The organism is Teichococcus aerophilus (assembly GCF_014490485.1).
GTDB classification, from domain to species: domain Bacteria; phylum Pseudomonadota; class Alphaproteobacteria; order Acetobacterales; family Acetobacteraceae; genus Pseudoroseomonas; species Pseudoroseomonas aerophila.
This window is the reverse complement of record NZ_JACTVA010000022.1, coordinates 49,625-68,451: the sequence shown is the minus strand read 5'-3', so window position 1 is coordinate 68,451 and position 18,827 is coordinate 49,625. Positions and strand designations below refer to the sequence as shown.

Here is an 18,827-nt window from a genome sequence, read left to right as displayed (position 1 = left end):
AAGGCGCGCACACTTCGTACCGGAGACGACGAGAACGGCCGGGCGCAATCCCGTGCGCCCGGCCCTCGTCCCCGTCAGGCGATGAGCACGCCCTGCTCCGCCATCTGCTGCAAGAACGCCTCGCCTTCCCCGGAGGCCAGAAAGTGGTGCGCCACGGAAGCGCGGCTGGCGCCGCCTTCCAGCACCTCCGTCCAGAAGGCGATTCCCCCCGCCTCGCCTGTACGCCCAAAGGCCTGGGTGTACAGCGCCTGCACGTAGCCGGGGTTATCGAGGCTGCCCTGGCCGGACAGGAACTCCTGCGAAGCCGCCATGGTGGCCATGATGTCTTCCAACGCCATGCCGCCCTCGCTCCGCTGCTCCCAGAAGCCCAGGCCCGCCAGATCCGGATCGCGGCCCAGCATCACCTCGTAGGCACGGGCGACCTGCGTCACGCTGAGATCCGCGACCACCAGCGGACCATCCCCCTGCGCTTCCTGGGCCTCGCTGCTGGAAGCGATGCCAGCCAAGACATCCCCACGCGTCAGCCCCTTACCGAGCACGCCGCTCCAGAATGCCAGTTCACTGGCGGAGGCCTCTCGGCCCAGCAGGCTGTCATAAAGCCCGGTGACGAAGGCACCATCCGCCGATGCAGGCCGGCCGCCAGCCTCGGCGCTCCGCAGCATGCTGCTGGCGATGCTACCCAGGTCGAGGCCAGCCTCCGCCTTATCCATCCAGAACGCTAGGCCGTGCGCGTCGGAACCGCGGCCTAGCGCGCCTTCATACAGACGCTCTAGCAGATGGCCGCCGCCCGCCGCCGAAAGCTCCACCGTGCTGTCGAGGAAGCGGATGGCTTCCACCCCCTCCATCCGGTCGTTGCCATCGGGGCCAGAGAGGCGATGCACCGCCTCGCCCAAGGTCAGGGCATAGGCAGCGCGGACGGAGCCGTACTGCACGATGTCGTAGCCCGCGCCGCCGACAAAATGGTCATCCCCCTCGCCGCCGACCAGCACATCGTCGCCCGCCGAACCCGTCACCGGGTTGAGCGGTGCCGGCGTATCGCCGCTCAGACTGACCACGCGGACATCGTCGTAGGAAACGCCGGCATTGCCCCAGTTGTAGAGGCCGAAACTGCCCTTCTCGGTGTCACGGATCTCGATCGGCACCGTGAACAGCGCGACATCGCCGAGCCAGGCCTGCAGCTTGCCGCCGACGATCTCGGCATGCAGCTGGTTGGCGGCGTCGGCGTCGTAGCGCACCGGTGCCTGCCACAGCGTCTGCTCGATGCCCGCCTTCAGGCTGAACAACTGGGCCAGGCCGGTCTGGTTGTCGAACTCCAGCTTGTAGTAGTTCTGGTCATCGGCGTAGTGCAGCAACAGGCCGACGCCGCCGCCCGCCGGGGCGGTGAAGCTGACATCGACGGCATAGTCCTGCCATCCAGCGGCACCTTCGCCTTCGTACAGCGCGTAGGTGCCCTTGCGGAGCGCGTGGATGCCGTCGCCCAGCGGGCTCCAGTTCAGGCTCCATTCGGATGTCGGCGCCGTGTCGCCAGTACCCCCGAGTTCGCGGCTGTAACGGTTGGCGGCCTGGACCAGCCTGCCGTCCTGCACGGACCAGGCGGCAGCGGCGCCGAGCTCGCCCTCATCCACAAAGCGCCAGCCGGCGGCGGGCGCCGAGAAATCCTCCTGCAACAGCACGTCCCGCGCGGCGATCACCTGCACCTTCACGGTGTCGCTGGCCTCACCCACTTCGCTGCGCATGTCGAGCCGCACAAGGTGGTCGCCGGTGCCAAGCTGCACCCTGGCCTCCGCGCCACTGGCGAGCGCCGCACCCTTCTCGCTCCACGCCACGGTGGTGGAGAGGTCGATGCCGAAGCTGGCGAGGGCCGAGAGATCGACTTCGGCAAAGCCGTCGCCATCCGTATCCACCACGCGGATGGTCTTGCCGGCATCGGCAATCAGCGTGCCCTGGCGGACGAAGATGTCGTCAAACACTACCTGCCGCTGGCCTTCCGACCACAAGCCTACAGTGCCGCCGGCCAACGGCGTGCCCTGGTCCTCCACCACGCCGCCGAACAACGCCTCGCCATCCAACGTCGCCAGGATCCGGCCGTCGGCCACCGCGAGTTCCACCGTCATGGCGCGGTCGAACGGGCTGGTGGCGCTCTCGCGGGCCAGCACCGTCTCGACGCCGTTCTGCACCTTGACGATCTGGCGGGTATGATCGGCGATATCGAAGCTCAGCCGGTAGTGGTTCTGGTCATCCTGGTAGTAGGCGACGAGGCCCAGCCCCTTCTGGTCCTCGGCCAGCAGCGTGGCGGAGACGGTGTAGCCGGACCAGCTCTCGCTACCCTGGCCCTGCCACCGCATCACGCCGCCCGCACCATCGAAGGCCCGCATGGCACCCTGGCCGGCCGCAATGCCCTCCACCGCCGTGTCGCGCGAATGGACGCTACCGGCGAGTTGCCAGTTGCCACCGGGGGACTGCCAGCCCGTGGCATTGCCGTCGTCAAAATTCTCGTGCAGCAGCGTGGCGGCATCGGTAACGGCGACCTTCACGTCATCGGTGCTGACCGTGCCTCCCGCATCGGTGACGCGCAGCGTCAGCCGGTGCACGCCGGCACCGAGGGTGAGATCCGCCTGCGCGGTGGCCGCCAGCACTTCGCCATCAGCGTTCAGCCACTCGAAGCGCAGCACCTGGTGCAGGGGGTCCACGGTCTTGCCGGCATCCATGGAAACCGTGGCAACGTCGCCGCTGGCCTCGGCCACCTTGTCGTCACCGGCATGGGCGCGGAACTGAGTCTCCGGCGTGCCGAGATAGACGCCGGTCACCGTCTCCTGATGCTCCAGCAGCCGGCCGGTCAGCTGCCGCCCGGTGCTGCTGCCGATGGTCTGGGACATGGTGCCTTCGCCAAAGCTCGGCGTCAGGTCCGCCTCGGTGAAGTCGAACTGCACGGCATTGACGCCGTCCGGCTTGGCGGCAAACGGCCCGCCGGCGGTGACGCCACCCAGCGCCGCGACCTCCGCCGCACTCATCGCCTTCTCGACAAAGGCGAAGGAGGAGAGAGAGAATTGCGGCGTCTCGAAGCTGTCATCGGCAAAGATGAGGAAGCCGTCCTTGGTGATGTTGAAGACGGCGCCGACCGTCTGCGTGCCCTGCAGCACCCCATCGACATACTTGCCCAACGTGAAGGTCGAGCCACCCTCGCCCACGCGCTCGACGGTAAAGACCAGGCGATGCCAGCTTTCCAGCGGCAGGTTGCCTTCGTCCTGGCCATTGGTGCCAATGACGGCGCCGTTGGCACCGATGCCCAGCCAGAGGTCGCCGTCCGTGATGTTGTTCAGGTCGGTCTGGAAGATGGATGCCAGGCCGCCCTGCGCCGGCAGGTACAGGTCATAGACCAAGGTGTAGGCATCGAAGGTGGTGCCGCCATCGGCCGGCGCGAAGCCCGGGGTGATCTTCAAGCCGTTATTCGGGTCGAACTTGGGCGCGGTGAGGACATGCGCCTCGCCCCCACCCGGCAGTTCCGGCAGGTCCAGTTCGGCGGGCGTGCCGAAGACGATGGGCTGGATCGTGATGTCCGGCGTGCCCGTTTCGCCACCCTTGCCATCGCGGGAGGGCTCAGGATCGCCGCGGGAGCCAGTGAGGTACTCGCCCGTCGCGGAGAGGTAGGTCTCGGTATAGAAGGCGTTGTTGTCGGGATCGATCGTGACCAGCCGGATGGCACCGTTGCCGCCATTGCCGCCCTGGCTGGAGTCGCCATTGCCGGTGGCTTCCAGGGAGACACCGTTCTGGTAGTTGACCAGCATCTGGAAGACCGGCTGGCCGGCCTCGTTGTAGCTGACGATGGTCTCCGCACCATCGCCAAAAACATGGCCGGAGAAGACGAAACTGACATTGCTGTGCTTGGACACGAGGCTCTGCCACATATCCTCGCCGTCATTGGCATTCTCGTTGCTGTTGCCGATGCCGTAATCCTTGCCGGTGCCCTCGGCGAAGAGGGGGCCGGAGTAGTTGTCCGCCCGCGTGCCCATGTTGGTGTAATGGTGCGTGGTCAGGATGGCGCGCTTGTCGGCATTGGCATCCAGTACCTCGCCCGCCCAACGCAGCACGTCGTCCCGCGCTCCGAATTCCAGCGCCAGTACGATCCACTCGGTGCCGTCCTCGCCCGCGAAGCTGTACCAGGCGTTGTTGGTCTCGTTCGGATTCTGGTCGTACACCCCGCCCAGGGTGGAATGCTGCTTCATGTAGTCGGTGTCGAAGTAGTTGGATTGCAGTGAGCCATAATTGTTGGCGCTGCCGCCGCTGCCCTGGTCGTGGTTACCCGGCAGCATGGAGTAGGGCACCACGCCGTTCAGCGTCGCGAAAGCTTCCTTGGCGATGGCCCATTGGGAAGGCTGGTTACTGGCCACCACGTCGCCCACGCTCATCACGAAGCGCAGGTTCATCGTGTCGGCATTGTCGGCCAGCCACTGCGTCATGCCATTCAGGATCTTCTGCCCCTGTCCGGCGAAGACATAGTCCTGCGTATCGGGCAGCACGGCGATGGTGTAGGCGTTCTCCCCCGCCATGCGCAGGCGGAAATTGTCGGACGCGGTCAGGCCGTGCGTGTCCGTCGCCGTGATAGTGACGTCATCAAAGCCGATGCCGCCCAGGGCCAGCACCAGCTTGCCGTCCACAACCGAGGCGCCGGTAACGGTCTTTCCCTCCGATGTCGTCACGGCATAGGTCAGGCCCTCGCCTTCGAAAACCCCGGCGAGGTCGATCGTCAGGCTCTCCTGCGCCGGCGTAACGCGGTGGTCGGCCAGGGCCGCCAGCAGTACCGGCCCGGCCGACAGCCCGATCTCGGCCATCGTGCCGGGGCCGTAGGTGGCGGCCAGGCTGCCGCTGTTGAAATCGAACTGCGTGGCGGTGCCGCCGGCCGGCGCGGTGGGGATGATCCCACCCGCCGACGCCTCGCCCAGCGCCGCGACCTCGGCATCCGCCATGGCACGATCGGCGATATGCAGACTGTTCAGCCAGCCGCTCCAGCTCTCGCCATCGTCGTCGGACAGCACCATGAAGCCCTTGGCGCCGTCGATGGAGAAGCGCGCCGCATCGACGCTCTGGCTGCCGACCTTGATGCCATCGACGAACTTGGTCAGCAGGGCGGTGCCGTTGCCGGCATCGGCAACGGTGATGGCGATGCGGTGCCAGCCACCAAACTCCATCGTCGTCGCGTCATACTGGCCGCTGATGCCGAGGCCGATGCTGCCGTCGTCAAGCCGCTTCAGGAACAGCTCGGCGTCGCCCTCCCCGGTCTGCAGCAGCGCGCCGTAGTCGCTCTCCTGGCCCTCGGGGATCAGCAGGTCCAGCACCAGGGTGTAGCTGGCCAGCGTGTCGGCGGTGCCGGGGTTGATCGTATAGCCGTCGCCCGGCTCGGTCGCCGGGAAGCCCAGCACGCCCTCGTTCTGGCTGCCGGGCAGCGGCGTCGCGCCCAGTTCGGCGGCGTCACCGATGGCGCTGCCATCCTGGGCGCGGCGGTTCATGCTGCCGTCACCGAAGCTGGGGGCGAAGGTACCGGCCTCGAAATCGAACTGTGTGGCGCGGCCGGGTGCCGTGGCCGCGCCGAAGATGCCGCCGGCCCGCACGCCGCCCAGCGCCGCCATCTCGGCGGGGGAGAGCGCCACGTCGGTGACGGCGAAGCTCGCCAGGTAGCCGCTGGCCACCTCGCCATCCTCGTCCGTCATGATCAGGAAGCCGGTCTCGCCGTTCAGCGTGAAGCGGCTGGAATCGACCGATTGCGTACCAACGACGATGCCATCGATGAACTTCACCAGCGTCGCGGTACCATTGCCCTGATCGGTGACGGTGAAGCCGACGCGGTGCCAGCCGCCGCCACTGGCGCTGCCTTCGTATTGGCCGGAGATGCCGGTGCCGTAGACGGTCTTGTTGTCGTCCGTCCAGCGCAGGAACAGCTCGCCGTCATTGCCGTTGCCGGTGTCGGTCTGCAGCAAGGCACCGAACGTGGCCATCGTCTCCGGGCGGATCTGCAGGTCGTAGACCAGGGTGTAGGTGCTCATGGCACCAGCGAGGCCCGTCTTGACCAGGAAGCCCTCATTGCCGCCGGCGGCCGGGTAGCGCAGCACGCCCTCCGCCGCGTCCGGCAGCGGCGGCAGCGCCAGCGCGGACAACTCGCCCACCTCCCCGGCCTGGGCCGGGTCCCGCGCCGCCAGGCTGCCGGGACCGAAGCTGGCGCCCAGGTCACTCTGGACGAAGTCGAACTGCGTGGCGTCGGGCCGGGGGGCGGGCAGGATGCCGCCGCCCGCCGGGCCGCCCAGCGCCGCGACCTGCGCCGCGGTCATCGCCGTCGGGTCGAACAGGAAGCCGCCTAGGGCACCGGCACGCGTCTCGCCGTCCTCATCCGCCAGGATCAGGAAGCCTTGCTGGCCGTCGATGGTATAGCGGGCGGTGTCCACCTCCTGCTTCCCGGCCAGGGCGCCGTCGATATACTTGGCCAGCAGGCTCTTGCCGTTGCCCAGATCCTCGAAGCTGAAGGCCAGGCGGTGCCAGGCGCCGTAGCTGACCTCGCCCTCATAGACGCCGCCGATGCCGATGCCGCCGGCCTCGCCGCCGCGGCGGACGAACAGGTCGGCATCGCCGCCATTGCCAATGTCGGTCTGCAGCAGCGCCGCGTAGTCCGAGCCATCGCCGGGCGGCAGCAGCAGGTCATAGACCAGCGTGTAGCTGGTGATGCTGCCGCCCAAACCGGGCGAGACGCGGTAGCCGCCGCCGGCATCGGCAGCCGGGAAGGCCAGCGCGTTGCTGCCGCCCCCCGGCATGGCCGGTAGAGTCCGGCCGATGATGGTGTCGAAGACTGAGGTGGTGGTGCTCATGGGGGCGCTTCCTTTCCGGCGGCGCACCATCGCCAGATCTGGCTACAGCTTCATGACAAATTTGGAGAAAATTGGTTTAGGTTGCTTTGGCAGCTTCAATTCGCATGATTTCCTCGTAAATCCACAAATACCCCAGCTTACGTCAGAAGGATGCTGCGCCATGTGGTCCGAGGAACGCCGGCGCCTGATTGTCGAGAAACTGCGCGAACAACAAGGCATGGCCGCCGAAGGGCTGGCCGAGGCCATGGGGGTTTCGCGGGAGACGGTGCGGCGGGACCTGCTGGCGCTGGAGGCCAGCGGCGTGCTGCGCCGCGTGCATGGCGGCGCGGTGCTGACGGCCGAGATGCGAGCGGAGCCGCCGATGGCCCGCCGCCTGCAACTGCACCGGGCGGAGAAGGAGGCGATTGCCCGCGCCACGGTGAAGCTGCTGCGGCCCGGGCAGACCTGCTTCATCGACGCCGGCAGCACCACCGCCCTTCTGGCCGCCGAACTATGCCGGATGGAGGGGCTTACCATCCTGACCAACGCGCCCGACGTGGCCCGTACCCTGCACACCGCCGGCGCGCGGCATGAGGTGATGCTGCTGGGCGGCTGGCTGCGGCCCGACATCCCGGGCCTGGTGGGCGAGACGACGATGGCGGAGATCCTCCGCTTCACCGCCGATGTCGCGTTGGTCGCGCCCATGGCGCTGCACCCGGCGGAAGGCGCCACGAACCACCTGGTACCGGAGGCCGAGATTGCCCGGCTGATGATCCGCCGCAGCAACCGGGCCATCGCCATGGTGGTCGGCGCCAAGCTGGGCCAGATCGGCCGCGCGCAGATCTGCCCCTGCCGGGACATCCATACGCTGGTGACGGAGGCCGGGACCCCGGCCGATGCGGCGCAGTGGCGCGAAGCAGGCATCGCCGAACTGGTCTTTGCGGACCGTTGACCCCGGCACAGGGCCAAGTCGGGATGCTTCGAACAACGGCCCTCGCGTTCCAGGCCGCTTCGTATGGGTGCCCGGTTTCAACGGCCGCTTTCCGCCGAAGGAGCGCAAGGTGGCGATAGTTCGCCCTCCCGCCTAGGCCGTCGGCACGGTGCCGCCATCGATGACGTATTCCGTGCCGCTGATCGCGCCGGCACGCGGCGAGACGAGAAAGGCGATGAGGTCCGCGACTTCCTGCGGCTGTACCGGGCGGCCAAGGGGAATGCCGCCCAGGCTCTGCATGATGATGGCCTTTCCGCCCTCGTAATCCGTGCCGGCCTGCTGCGCGATGCGTTCCGCCAGCCGCACGGCGGCCTCTGTCTCGACCCACCCGGGCGAGACCCGCACCACGCGCACGCCCTTCGGCGTCACTTCCTTCGACAGCGCTTTACTGTATGTCGCCAACGCCGCCTTGGCCGCCGCGTAGGCCATGGTCGATTCAGGCAGCGGAAGTTCATGCTGGATCGACGTCACGTGGATCACGACGCCGGAGCGGCGTTCCACCATGCCGGGCACCAGCGCCCGATCGAGCCGTACGGCGCCCATCAGGTTCTGGTTCAGCTCGCTCATCCACAGGGCGTCGTCGAGCGCCGCGAACCCGCCGCCCGGCGCGCTCGATCCACCGAGCACGTTGACCAGGATGTCGACGCCACCAAGCTCGGCCTCCACGAAGCGTGCCAGCGCGGCACAGCCATCCGACGACATCAGGTCCGCCGCGACGAAGCCGATACCGTCCGGCAACGTCGCCGGCCTCGCGCGTGCACTGGTCACGACACGGGCACCCGCCGCCGCCAGCGCCGCCACCACCGCCTGCCCTACCCCTTTGGTGCCACCGGTCACGACCGCACGCTGGCCGGCAAGGTCGATCCAACGCGCGCCCATCAGCCGATCTCCAGTCTAGCGACACGGCCATCACGAACCGTGAAGCGGTGCACCAGCACCAGCGGACTCCCGGGGAAAGAGCCTGTCACCTCGGCGGGGACGGCCAGGACGCCCTGCTTCTCCTCCGCCGAGAGCGGCCGGGCCGTAAACGGCGTGCGGGCCATAGTGTCGGCACGCCAGGCCTGGATGGCCGCAACGCCCCGATGTTCGTGCCGTTCGTCCCGGACCACGGCATCGTCCGCGAAGACGGCTTCCAGAGACGTCAGATCGGCAGCAGATGGAAGTGCGAAATAGGTGGCGACCAGCTCGGGAAGACGCAGCACATTCATCGGCTCAGCTCCACGGTTGCGTGTGCCGATGAGATCGCCTTACCTGGGCAACATGACAAGTACGCACCAGAAAGTAGGGTACTTACCTGAAGGTAAGCGGGTGGAGTACACGCCAGCGACGGCTGCATCCGGCGTGGAGCATGTCATCCGAATGCTGGAGGGCCGGTGGAAACTGGTCATCCTGTTCCATCTCTTCGGCGGCAAACTCTTACGGTTCTCTGATCTCGAGCGGGCGATTCCCACGATCTCGCAGAAGATGCTGATCCAGCAACTGCGGCAGATGGAGACGGACGGCATCGTCACCCGCATCGTGCATCATCAAGTGCCGCCCAAGGTCGAATATCAACTGACCGAATGGGGCCAGTCCCTGTGCCCGGTACTCGACGCGCTGCTGACATGGGCAGAGGCGAAACCTTGAGGACTGATGGCAGGAAGACGGTGCCGCTGCGCGCGTCCTCCAGCTGCGGCGACACGCGCATGTCGGCCGGGTAAAGCGCGCCTCGCCACTGCCATCACCAAAGGCCCGGCCTAATCCAGCTTCAAGCCGATGCGCTGGACGATGTTCTGGTACAGCGCGAATTCGCGGTCCAGAAACGCGCGGGTGGAGGCAGGCGTGCTGTCCGGCACCGGGGTGGTGCCGGTGCTCTCCAACCGCTCGCGCACGCGCGGCTCGGTGAGCGCCGCGTTGGCGGCCTTGCTGAGCGCATCGGCAATGTCGGCCGGCATGTCCTTGGGGCCGACCATGACCGTCCAGGTGGTCAGCTCGTAATCCGGCAACACGGCTTCCGCGACGGTCGGCACATCCGGGAAGTTCGGGTCACGCTGCTTGGTGGTGACGGCCAGCAGCCGCAGCGCGCCATCGCGGATCTGGCCGACGACGGAACCGAGCTGATCGACGGCGTACAGCGTCTCCCCCTTCATCAGCGATTCCGCCGTTTGCGAGCCACCACGATAAGGAATGTGCTGCGCGCTGGTGCCAGCCAGATTCGCCAGGTAATCGGCGCCGAGATGGGAAACGCCGCCAACGCCGGAGCTGGCATAGGCAATCCGCCCGGGTTCGGCCCGCAGCCGGTCGACCAGTTGCTGCAGCGTGGTAATGCCGGAATTGACCGGCACCACCACGCCAAGCGGGCTGGTACCGACGACGGTGATCGGCGTGAAATCCTGCGTCGGATGATAGCGCGCGGCGCTGGCGCCGGAGGCCGGCGCGACGGCCAGGGTGGAAGCGGAACCCACCAGCAGTGTGTAGCCGTCCGGGCGGGCGCGGCGAACGTAATCCGCCCCGATCGCGCTGCCGCCACCCGGCCGGTTCTCCACCAGGGCTCGTCCCTCAGGGGTCAGCAGCGGGCCGATGCGGTCGGCCAGCAGGCGCCCGGCCAGATCGTTCGCACCGCCAGGGGCGAAGGGGACGATGACGGTGATCGGCCGGTCCGGGAACGCGGCCAGGGCCGGGCGGGCCAGCACAAGCCCGGTCGTGGCAAGGGCAAGCGTGGCGGTTCGGCTGCCAAGATGGCGTCGGGTGAGCATGGATAGGTCTCCTCGCCGGCCTCTCGCGGGCCGATAGGAACCAGTCTGCCCAATCCGCGGCGCAGCGTCACCGCCGGAGTTTGCCCATGCCGCCATCCGCCATGGCGGCCATAGACAGCCTAGGCAACGTCGACGAACGGTACCTGCGTGATGCGCCGGCGCAACTCCACCACCGTCTCGCGCGCCGGGTGCGCGGTGCCGGGGCTGGACACCGCCGCGGCGCCGGCCGCCATGCCCCAGGCGAAAGCATCCTTCACATCGCGCCCGCGCGCCAGCGCCATGGTCATCGCGGCCAGGAAGCTGTCACCGGCCCCAACCGCGCCCTTCACCTCCACATCCAGCGCCGGCAGCCGCAACGTCGTCTCGCCACTGGCCAGCAAGGCGCCGTTATGGCCCAGCGTCACCGCCAGGTGGCGGACGCGGCCGGACCGCACCAACTCCATCGCCGCCTGCTCCAGCGCCGCCGTCTCGCGCAGCTCGCGGCCGATGAAGGCTTCGAATTCCCCCAGGCTGGGCTTGGCGACTTCGATGCCGCCATGCTCCATCGCCGCGCGGAACGCATCGCCGGACGTATCCAGCACCAGGTGCAGGCCGCGCCGCTGCGCGATGGCCGCGGCACGTGCATAGAAATCGGCCGGTGCGCCGGCGGGCAGGCTGCCGCTGGCTACCAGCCAGCCGCGATCGATCTCCTCCAGTGCCTGCAATGCCGCGCCCCATTCCGCCGCGCTGACCTCCGGACCCTGGGCGACGAAGCGGTATTCCAGCCCACTCTCCTGGTCCAGCACGGTGTGGCTGATCCGCGTCTGCCCGGCGATGGGGATGCTGCGGCGGGGCACGCCGGCCTCGTCCAGCAACTCCTCCAGGAACCGGCCGGTCACGCCGCCGGCCAGGATCAGCGCCAGCGTCTCACCACCGAATTCCCGCACGACGCGGGAGACATTGACCCCGCCGCCGCCCGGGTCCTGCCGCTCATTGAAGGTCCGCACCTTGCGGACCGGCTGCACGGCCTTCGCCTCACTCGCCAGGTCGATGGTCGGGTTGAGCGTCAGGGTCGTGATCACGGGCGACATGGCGGCGTCCTCTACTGTCTGGCCGCGCCAGGGCGGGCGCGGCGGGCCGGCTCGCGGCACGGGCGGCCTTGATCCTGGATCTCTCGCGGATCTCCTGAACCAGCAATGGCAGATTGTGCCCGGGTGATCCAGGCCCCCAAGGGCGGGGCACGCACAGGTCGCTCAGGCCGTCAGCCGTCGCAACCCAACCCGCCGCGTGGCGGCCTCCACCGAAAGCTCCCAGTGGTCGGCCTGCATCACGTCGCGGATGTTGCGCGGCCGGTAGGCCACGGCGCAGAGGCCACCGACATGCCTGATGCTGTCGAACAGGATGCCGGCGCCACCACCCGCGCGCACCCCCTCTCCCCAGGGTTGGGACGCGGCGTAGCTGTCCGGCGCATAGAGGTCGGCGCGCCGTGCCTGCTGGCCGCGTATGTCCAGGTAGTCGCCGGCCAGTTCCGCCCGGTAGGTGCGGTAGGTGCGGCGCAGGCTGGGCAGCCGGCGCGCCACCGCTTCCCGCCGCAGATGGTGCGCGACCTCGAAGGCCGCGGTCGGCAATGCCGCGGCGGCGTACCAGGCGCCCAACTCCGGCCCGTTGAAGCGGGCACCACCGGGCGGCACGTGCAGGAAGGTTGCCATGACCACGCTGGCATTGGCACGCCCATACACCCACTCGTCGGCCGGCAGGCGCCAGATGCGGTCGGCCACCAGTCGGTCATTGGTCCAGCCGGCCAGTTCCATGACCGCCGCCGCATCCGCCGCCGTCGCCACCGTGTCGAACAGGCCGATCGGCGGGAAGCGGGAGGGGATGAGCCGGTAGCTGGGCGCCGGTGCCGGCGCGAAGGCCTCGGTCAAGAGATGACCAGATCCGCGTCGGTCGCCGGCCGGAAGTCTCGGTCGATGGCGTTTGGCGGCATGTACAGCCCACCCCGCGCGGCATCGAGGAAGCGCCGCACCGTCATCAGCCCGTCCTGCGTGCCGTTGGTCAGCAACTCCAGCGGCGGGCGGCCGCCGAAAACGGTGGCGTCGTGCGGCATGCGCAGCCAGGCCACCGCCTCCTGCTCAATGTCGTGCAGCACGCCCAGCGCCTGATGGATGCCCAGCAGCGCGGAGATCCGCGTCAATACATCCACATCCAGCGTCAGGCTGCCATGCTCCCGCGCCGTCCGGGCCCAGCTGTGGAAGGTGGAGCGGGAGGGATAGCCCAGCACCAGCCGCCGCTGCGTCTCGTCCAGGCCCCAGAGATCCGCTATGGCCAGGAAGGTGCGCAGCCCCGGCGCGCTCAACCGCCGCCGGTTCTCCGGCGCGAAGCGGGCGGGGTCCAGGCGCGGCTCGGCGGCGTTGTCCTGGCTGGCAGTGGCAACAGTCTGGGGCATCAGAGCCTCCCATGTCCGGATCTGGACTATGCCTATATCAGGACGAAGTCCAGAGTTTAAAGCCCCGGCATGGGTCAGCCTCTCGGCAAGGCCGCCTCGTATTCCGCCCGGAAGGTCTCCAGCGAACTGGCCAGCACCGTCGCCGCGCCATCCACCAGGCCACAGCGCCCGCTGCCCGGCAGCATGTGGGACAGGTTCTCCAGCGCCTCCAGATCGCCAATCCGCCCAGCGCCAGTGTCCAGCCGCTCCAGAATGCGGGAGACCTGGTGGGTGCCGATCTTGCAGGGCGGGCACTGGCCGCAGGAATTGGCGGCGAAGAAGGCCACGTATTCCGCGGTCTTGCGCAGGATACTGGTGCCCTCCCCCACCACGATCATCGCCCCGGTGCCGAGGCGGGAACCCCGGGCGCGTACGCTCTCGAAATCCAGCGCCACGTCCAGGTCCGCCCCGGTCAGCAAGGTATTGGAAGGGCCGCCGGTGAACACCGCCTTGAACGCCTTGCCCGCCAGCATGCCGCCGCCATGCACGAACACCAGCTCACGCAGCGGCGTGCCCATCGGCAACTCATGCAGCCCGGGCCGCAGCACGTCGCCGGAGAGCGAGTACAGCTTGGTCCCGGCGGCGTCGCCCAGCCCCAGCGCCCGGTACCATGCGGCGCCATGGCGGAGGATGTGGGCCACATGCGCCAGAGTCTCGACGTTGTTGATCAGCGTTGGCCGGTCGTTCACCCCTTGCTCGAACGGAAAGGGCGGCTTCAGGCGGGGGAACGGGAACCCGCCCATAACGCTGGAGACGGCGCCCGTCTCCTCCCCACCGATATAGTGGCCGGAGCTTTCCACCACGCGCAGGCACAGCGCCTGCCCGATGGCAGCGGAGACGGCGGCGGCCAGCGGATGCGCCTGCCACGCCGCCACTGCCGCGTGGCAGGCCAACACCCCCGCCGCCTCGCGCGGATTGACGTAGAGCACCACCTGCGCCGCCCCGGTCGCCACGGCAGCGATCAGCGCGCCCTCGATCACCTGATGCGGCGTCTCGGCCAGTAGGAAACGGTCCTTGAAGGTGCCGGGCTCATCCTCGTTGCCGTTGCAGATGATCCAGCGTTCCGGCCCCGGCTGAGCCGCCACGGCTGACCACTTGCGGTGGGTGGGAAAGCCGGCGCCGCCCAGGCCGCGCAGCCCGGCGGCCTCCAGCACCGGGATGATGGAAGCCGGCTCCGCCAGCGCGCGCGACAGCCCCTCGCCGCCGCCGCGTGCCATCCAGGCCGCCAGGTCGGCGCCGACGCACAGGGCGGGGTCGGTCAGCACCTTCATGCCGCGTGCCTCCGCAGATCCTGGGGTGTGACGTTGCCATAGGGCGGGAACAGCAGCGGGCCCTTGGCCTCCAGCCCTAGCCCCGCCGCCAGCAAACCGCGCCGCCAGCCGGCCAGGTGGTTGAGCCCTAGGTTGCGCGGGCGCTCCTGCCGCGCATCGGCGGCGGCGCTGGCACCGGCGCGGCGGCCGAACACCACCAGCTCCAGCAGCGCATTGCCCATCATGCGGTTGCGGCCATGCAGGCCGCCAGTCACCTCGCCCGCCGCCAGCAGGCCGGGCAAGGCACTGCGGCCATCGGTATCGATGGCCATGCCGCCATTCTGGTAATGCAGCGTCGGCCGCACCAGGAAAGGTTCCCGCGCCGGGTCGAAACCCGCGCGGTGGGCCAGGTGCGACAGCGTCTGCAACCGCTGCGCCAGAATGCCAGGCTGCTCGCGCTCCAGGCTCGGCGTATCCAGGAACAGGCCCAGCTTGCCGTCGCGGCCGACGCCGCGCCCTTCCGCCAGTTCGCGCAACATGGCGGAGGCGACGACATCGCGCGGCGCCAGTTCCTCGACGAAGCGCTCCCCCCGGCCATTGACCAGCCGCGCCCCGGCGGAGCGCGCGGCCTCGCTGATCAGCGTGCCTTCCAGATGCGGCGGCCAGGCAATGCCGGTCGGGTGGAACTGGAAGCTGTCCATCTCCCGCAACCGGGCGCCGGCACGGTAGGCCAGCACCAGCCCATCCGCCGTGGCGCCATAGTGGTTGGAGGTGGGGAAGCCCGCCAGGTGCAGCCGCCCGGCACCGCCTGTGGCCATGATGGTGGCACCGGCCCGCGCCAGCACCAGCCGCCGCTGCCCCAGATCCTGCAACGCCGCGCCGCCGCAACGGCCGCGGTCATCCGTCAGCAGCTCCAGCGCCGGGTGGCCGTCCAGCACGCTGATGCCGGGCTGCAGCAGCACCGCCTCCCGCAACGCCCGCATCAACTCCAGACCGGTGAAGTCGCGGTAGGAGAGCAGGCGCGCCGCCGTGGCGCCGCCGGGCTTCTTGCGCAGCAGGGCGCCCCCCATCCGCTGCCGCTCATCCGCCAGGTCGAAGCTCATGCCTTCGCGGACCAACCAGCGTATGGCGTCCGGCCCATCCCCCACCAGCGCCGCGACCAACGCCTTGTCGGCGGCGAAATGGCCGGCGCGCAGCGTATCCTCGAAATGCCGTTGCAGGCTGTCCTCGGCACCGATGGCGGCCTGGATGCCGCCCTCGGCCATCACGGTATTGCCGTCGCCCATGCGCAGCTTGGTCGCCATCAACACGCGTGCCCCCGCCCGCGCGGCGGCCAGCGCGGCGACGCAGCCGGCGCCCCCGCCGCCCAGCACCAGCACATCTGCGTCCAGGATCGTGGCCCCGGCGAGGTCCACATCCTCCAGCAACGAGTCCGATTGCAGCAGCGCCGCCAGCTGCGCCGGGCACGGCGCGCCTTCATTCGGCCCCGCCACCAGTTGCACCATGCCACCAGGGCGGTGGTCCGGGTGGAAGCCGCGCAGCAGGTCCGCCACCTTCAGGCCGCAGGCGCGGGCCGGCGCCGGCGCGGCCGCATCCCAGGCGGCCAGCGCGGCAGCGAAGCCGATGCCGCCGCTCATCCCCCCATCGGTCATTCCCGCGTCGCTCATGTCTGCACCGGCGGGCTGGCGCCCGGGGCGTCGAGGTCGATCGGCTGCTCGCCAGCCTCGATCTGCCGCAGGCGCTGCATCAGGTCGGCCGGGCGCAGGGTCAGCGCCGCGTGCATCCGCCGGGTGAACTGGCCCAGATGCGCCGGGTCGATATGTTCCGGGCAGGCGGCAACGCAGAGGTTGCACATGACGCAGGCATCGAACAGCTCGGCCGCGGCGAAGACCTGGCCCTCCGCCGCCAGGTTGACCATACGCTGCACCGGAATCCCCTTCGGGCAGGCACGGTCGCAGCCGCTGCAATGCCGGCAGTGCTTCGCCTCGGGGAACACCGCGTCGATCTGGTCGGGGATGGACCAGCTATCGGTCAGGGCGGAGAGGTCATAGGCATGCGGCCGCCGCGCCGGGAAATGGTCGATGAAGGAGACCTGCATCCCTTCCTCGGCCGGCATCTCGCAGGCCAGGGCGGTGCCGGCGATGCGCTCGCCCGGGCGCCGCACCAGCACGCGGCAGGCACCGCAGACGCCTTGCCCCATGCACCCGACATTCTCCGTCAGCGGCAACCCGGCGGCGATCCAGGCCTGCAGCAACGACACGCCCGGCCGGGCCTGCAGGGCATGGCCGTCGAAGACGAGGCGCAGGGGTGTTCCGGCTGGCTCTGTCTCGCTCACGGCGCTGCTGCTCCTGCCTGTTTCCCTCGCCTCAGCATGCGGCAGAAGCGGCGCGGGCGGCAAATCCCGGTTGCTTGACGAAAGCGGCACGCCGGGGCTGTCGGGACGCCGGCATGATATGCCATGCTTGTGCTTTCATGACCTGGTACGAGTGCAGCAGCTTGATGTCCCGTCTTCCCGCCATCGCGATGGCCGCGTCCCTCCTGCTGGCATCGGCCGCCCAGGCGCAGGAAATCCCCGAGGACAAGCTGTTCGGCCAGCCGCGCGACGGCTTCGAGCTCAATCTCGGCGCGGGCCCCTTCGCCAGCCCGTCCTATGCCGGCAGTTCCAGCACGCAGCTGCGCCCCTTCCCCTTGATCGCTGGCGGCTATGGCGAGTGGCTGGATTTCGACCTGCTGGACGGCGCCCGTATCTCGGCGCTGCAAGCGGCCGGCTTCTCGATGGGCCCGATGCTGCGGCTGCGCGAAGGCCGTGCCACCGAGGATAGCCGCCGCTACCTGACCGGCCTGCGCAGCTTCTCGGACACGGTGGAGGCCGGCGGCTTCATCGCCTACACCGCCGGCCCGCTCTACGCCGATGTCACGCTCACCCAGGACGTGGCACGCAGCCATGGCGGCGCGGCGATGGAAGCGCGGCTGCTGCTCTCCGTGCCCGTCGGCCGCGTCGCCTTCACCGCCGGGCCGCAGCTGCGCGCGGCCAGCCGCGAATACGCACGCTCCTTCTACGGCATCAGCGATGCCGAGGCGTTGCGCAGCGGCTACGCCGCCTACCGCCCCGGCAGCGGCATCGAGCGCGTCGGCGCGCTGGTGGCGGCACAGTGGCGGATGACGGATCGCTGGAGCCTGCAAGGCTTCGTCGAGTATGGCCGCCTGCAGGGGGACGCCGCCGACTCACCGCTGGTCACCGGCCCCGGCGGCTCACGCGACCAGGTGCAATCCGCCCTGTTCCTGTCCTACCGGCTGTACTGACGCCTTGGCCCGGTTCGGTTCGGCGCGCTACGGGCGGCCGGAGGCATGATCGTCGCGGGGACGCTGCTCATCCTGCTGTCGATGCTGTGGGTCTGCCCGGCCCTGGCCATCCGTGCCCCGCCGCGGGAGCGTGTGCGCCAGGGCCTCGCCGCTGCCTGGGGCGGGTTCGGCCTCGTGGCCATCGCGCTGCTCTGGATCACCGGTTCCGCCCTCGCCTTCGCCGCCTATGCTGTGGCGCTGGCAGTGGTGCTGGGCTGGTGGTTCTCCCTCCGCCCGTCCCAGGACCGTGCCTGGGCCGAAGACGTCGCCTGCCTGCTGCGCGGCGAGGTGCACGGCAGCACGGTGACGCTGCACAACCTGCGCAACTTCCGCTGGCACGGCCCTTCCGCCAGCACGCCGCGCTGGGAAAGCCGGGACTACGACCTGGATACGCTGGCCAGCGTCGATGTCGCCCTGTCCTACTGGATGGGCCCCGCCATCGCCCACACGCTGGTCTGCTTCGGCTTCACCAATGGCGAGCACCTGGCCTTCTCCATCGAGATCCGCAAGAAGCACGGGGAGAAGTTCTCCGCCATCGGCGGGCTGTTCCGGCAGTTCGAAGCCAGCCTCGTCGCCGCCGATGAGCGCGACATCCTCGCCGTACGCACCAACCAGCGGGGGGAGGACGTCTATCTCTACCGTGTCGCCATGCCGCAGGCGGCCATGCGGTCGCTGTTCCTGGCCTATGTAGCCAAGGCGGACGAACTGGCGCACGCGCCCCGCTTCTACAACACCTTCACCGCCAACTGCACCACCGTGGTCTACGAGATGGTGCGCCGGATCATCGACGGGCTGCCGCTGGATTACCGCCTGCTGGCCTCCGGCTACCTGCCCGATTACCTGCTGAAAGTGGAAGGCCTGGTCCCCGGCCACACGCTGGACGAACTGCGCGCCGCCGGCCGCATCACCGACCGTGCCCGCACCGCCGGGGACGCCACGGATTTCTCGGCGCGTATCCGGCAGGGTGTGCCGGGCTACGACGCGGCCGGGCGGCCGGTGCCCTTGGAGGAATGATGCTGCTCGAATGGGATGAAGGGTAGAAGGCCGGGGAAGGAATTCCCCGGGCCCCTTCTCTTCTTTTTTCGAGTTTTTCGGGCGTGGCGGCTGGCGCGGTCTTGAGAGACGGCTGGGTGCGCCAGAGGTCCTAGACCTCCGGCGACTAAGGGTTCAGCCCGCGCGGCCCATTTCAAATATCATCAGGAGCGTCCGCTCAAA

At 69.1% G+C, this 18,827-nt stretch carries 14 protein-coding genes; 4 read left to right on the top strand and 10 right to left on the bottom strand.

Features of this window, described 5'->3' with window-relative positions; genetic code table 11:
- Nucleotides 1-74 precede the first annotated feature (74 nt).
- Nucleotides 75-6,851, bottom strand: a complete 6,777-nt coding sequence (locus IBL26_RS13420; protein WP_187785003.1) for a DUF4214 domain-containing protein — start codon at nucleotides 6,849-6,851, stop codon at nucleotides 75-77.
- A 160-nt stretch (nucleotides 6,852-7,011) separates the two neighbouring features.
- Here IBL26_RS13420 and IBL26_RS13415 point away from each other — a divergent pair, with 160 nt between their 5' ends.
- Nucleotides 7,012-7,782, top strand: a complete 771-nt coding sequence (locus IBL26_RS13415) for a DeoR/GlpR family DNA-binding transcription regulator (RefSeq protein WP_187785002.1) — start codon at nucleotides 7,012-7,014, stop codon at nucleotides 7,780-7,782.
- 132 nt (nucleotides 7,783-7,914) lie between these two features.
- Here the strand turns inward: IBL26_RS13415 and IBL26_RS13410 are convergent, their stop codons facing one another.
- A complete protein-coding gene (locus IBL26_RS13410) occupies nucleotides 7,915-8,700 on the bottom strand; it encodes an SDR family oxidoreductase (protein ID WP_187785001.1) in 786 nt (261 codons plus the stop codon).
- A complete protein-coding gene (locus tag IBL26_RS13405) occupies nucleotides 8,700-9,029 on the bottom strand; it encodes a nuclear transport factor 2 family protein (protein WP_187785000.1) in 330 nt (109 codons plus the stop codon). Before IBL26_RS13405 ends, IBL26_RS13410 begins: the two co-directional genes overlap by 1 nt.
- 133 nt (nucleotides 9,030-9,162) lie before the next feature.
- On the opposite strand from IBL26_RS13405, the gene IBL26_RS13400 reads away from it, so the two are divergent.
- Nucleotides 9,163-9,447: a winged helix-turn-helix transcriptional regulator gene (locus IBL26_RS13400; RefSeq protein WP_367615427.1), complete on the top strand. Its 285-nt coding sequence runs from the start codon at nucleotides 9,163-9,165 to the stop codon at nucleotides 9,445-9,447.
- Nucleotides 9,448-9,557: 110 nt separating this feature from the next.
- On the opposite strand, the gene IBL26_RS13395 is transcribed toward IBL26_RS13400, so the two are convergent.
- The 7 genes from IBL26_RS13395 to IBL26_RS13365 form a co-directional block, all read right to left on the bottom strand.
- Nucleotides 9,558-10,556, bottom strand: a complete 999-nt coding sequence (locus tag IBL26_RS13395) for a Bug family tripartite tricarboxylate transporter substrate binding protein (RefSeq protein WP_187784999.1) — start codon at nucleotides 10,554-10,556, stop codon at nucleotides 9,558-9,560.
- A 119-nt stretch (nucleotides 10,557-10,675) separates the two neighbouring features.
- The gene (locus IBL26_RS13390; RefSeq protein WP_187784998.1) at nucleotides 10,676-11,626 is read right to left on the bottom strand and encodes a 1-phosphofructokinase family hexose kinase; all 951 of its coding nucleotides are present in this window, start codon (nucleotides 11,624-11,626) and stop codon (nucleotides 10,676-10,678) included.
- Between the two features lie 162 nt (nucleotides 11,627-11,788).
- Complete coding sequence (locus tag IBL26_RS13385; RefSeq protein ID WP_187784997.1) at nucleotides 11,789-12,460, bottom strand: RES family NAD+ phosphorylase; 672 nt, start codon at nucleotides 12,458-12,460, stop codon at nucleotides 11,789-11,791.
- Nucleotides 12,457-12,981 (bottom strand): MbcA/ParS/Xre antitoxin family protein, encoded by a 525-nt coding sequence (locus IBL26_RS13380; RefSeq protein WP_187784996.1) that lies wholly within the window; start codon nucleotides 12,979-12,981, stop codon nucleotides 12,457-12,459. Before IBL26_RS13380 ends, IBL26_RS13385 begins: the two co-directional genes overlap by 4 nt.
- Before the next feature lie 74 nt (nucleotides 12,982-13,055).
- Complete coding sequence (locus IBL26_RS13375) at nucleotides 13,056-14,291, bottom strand: complex I 51 kDa subunit family protein (protein WP_187784995.1); 1,236 nt, start codon at nucleotides 14,289-14,291, stop codon at nucleotides 13,056-13,058.
- Nucleotides 14,288-15,937 carry an FAD-binding protein gene (locus tag IBL26_RS13370; protein WP_241749338.1) on the bottom strand — a complete coding sequence of 550 codons (1,650 nt, stop codon included), beginning with the start codon at nucleotides 15,935-15,937 and terminating at the stop codon, nucleotides 14,288-14,290. The genes IBL26_RS13375 and IBL26_RS13370 overlap by 4 nt, the downstream gene beginning before the upstream one ends.
- Nucleotides 15,934-16,605: a 4Fe-4S dicluster domain-containing protein gene (locus tag IBL26_RS13365; protein ID WP_187784994.1), complete on the bottom strand. Its 672-nt coding sequence runs from the start codon at nucleotides 16,603-16,605 to the stop codon at nucleotides 15,934-15,936. The genes IBL26_RS13370 and IBL26_RS13365 overlap by 4 nt, the downstream gene beginning before the upstream one ends.
- 164 nt (nucleotides 16,606-16,769) lie before the next feature.
- Here IBL26_RS13365 and IBL26_RS13360 point away from each other — a divergent pair, with 164 nt between their 5' ends.
- Nucleotides 16,770-17,573, top strand: a complete 804-nt coding sequence (locus IBL26_RS13360; protein ID WP_187784993.1) for a MipA/OmpV family protein — start codon at nucleotides 16,770-16,772, stop codon at nucleotides 17,571-17,573.
- Nucleotides 17,574-17,618: 45 nt separating this feature from the next.
- On the top strand, nucleotides 17,619-18,626 hold the full coding sequence (locus tag IBL26_RS13355; protein ID WP_187784992.1) for an Lnb N-terminal periplasmic domain-containing protein: 1,008 nt from the start codon (nucleotides 17,619-17,621) through the stop codon (nucleotides 18,624-18,626).
- Nucleotides 18,627-18,827: the final 201 nt, after the last annotated feature.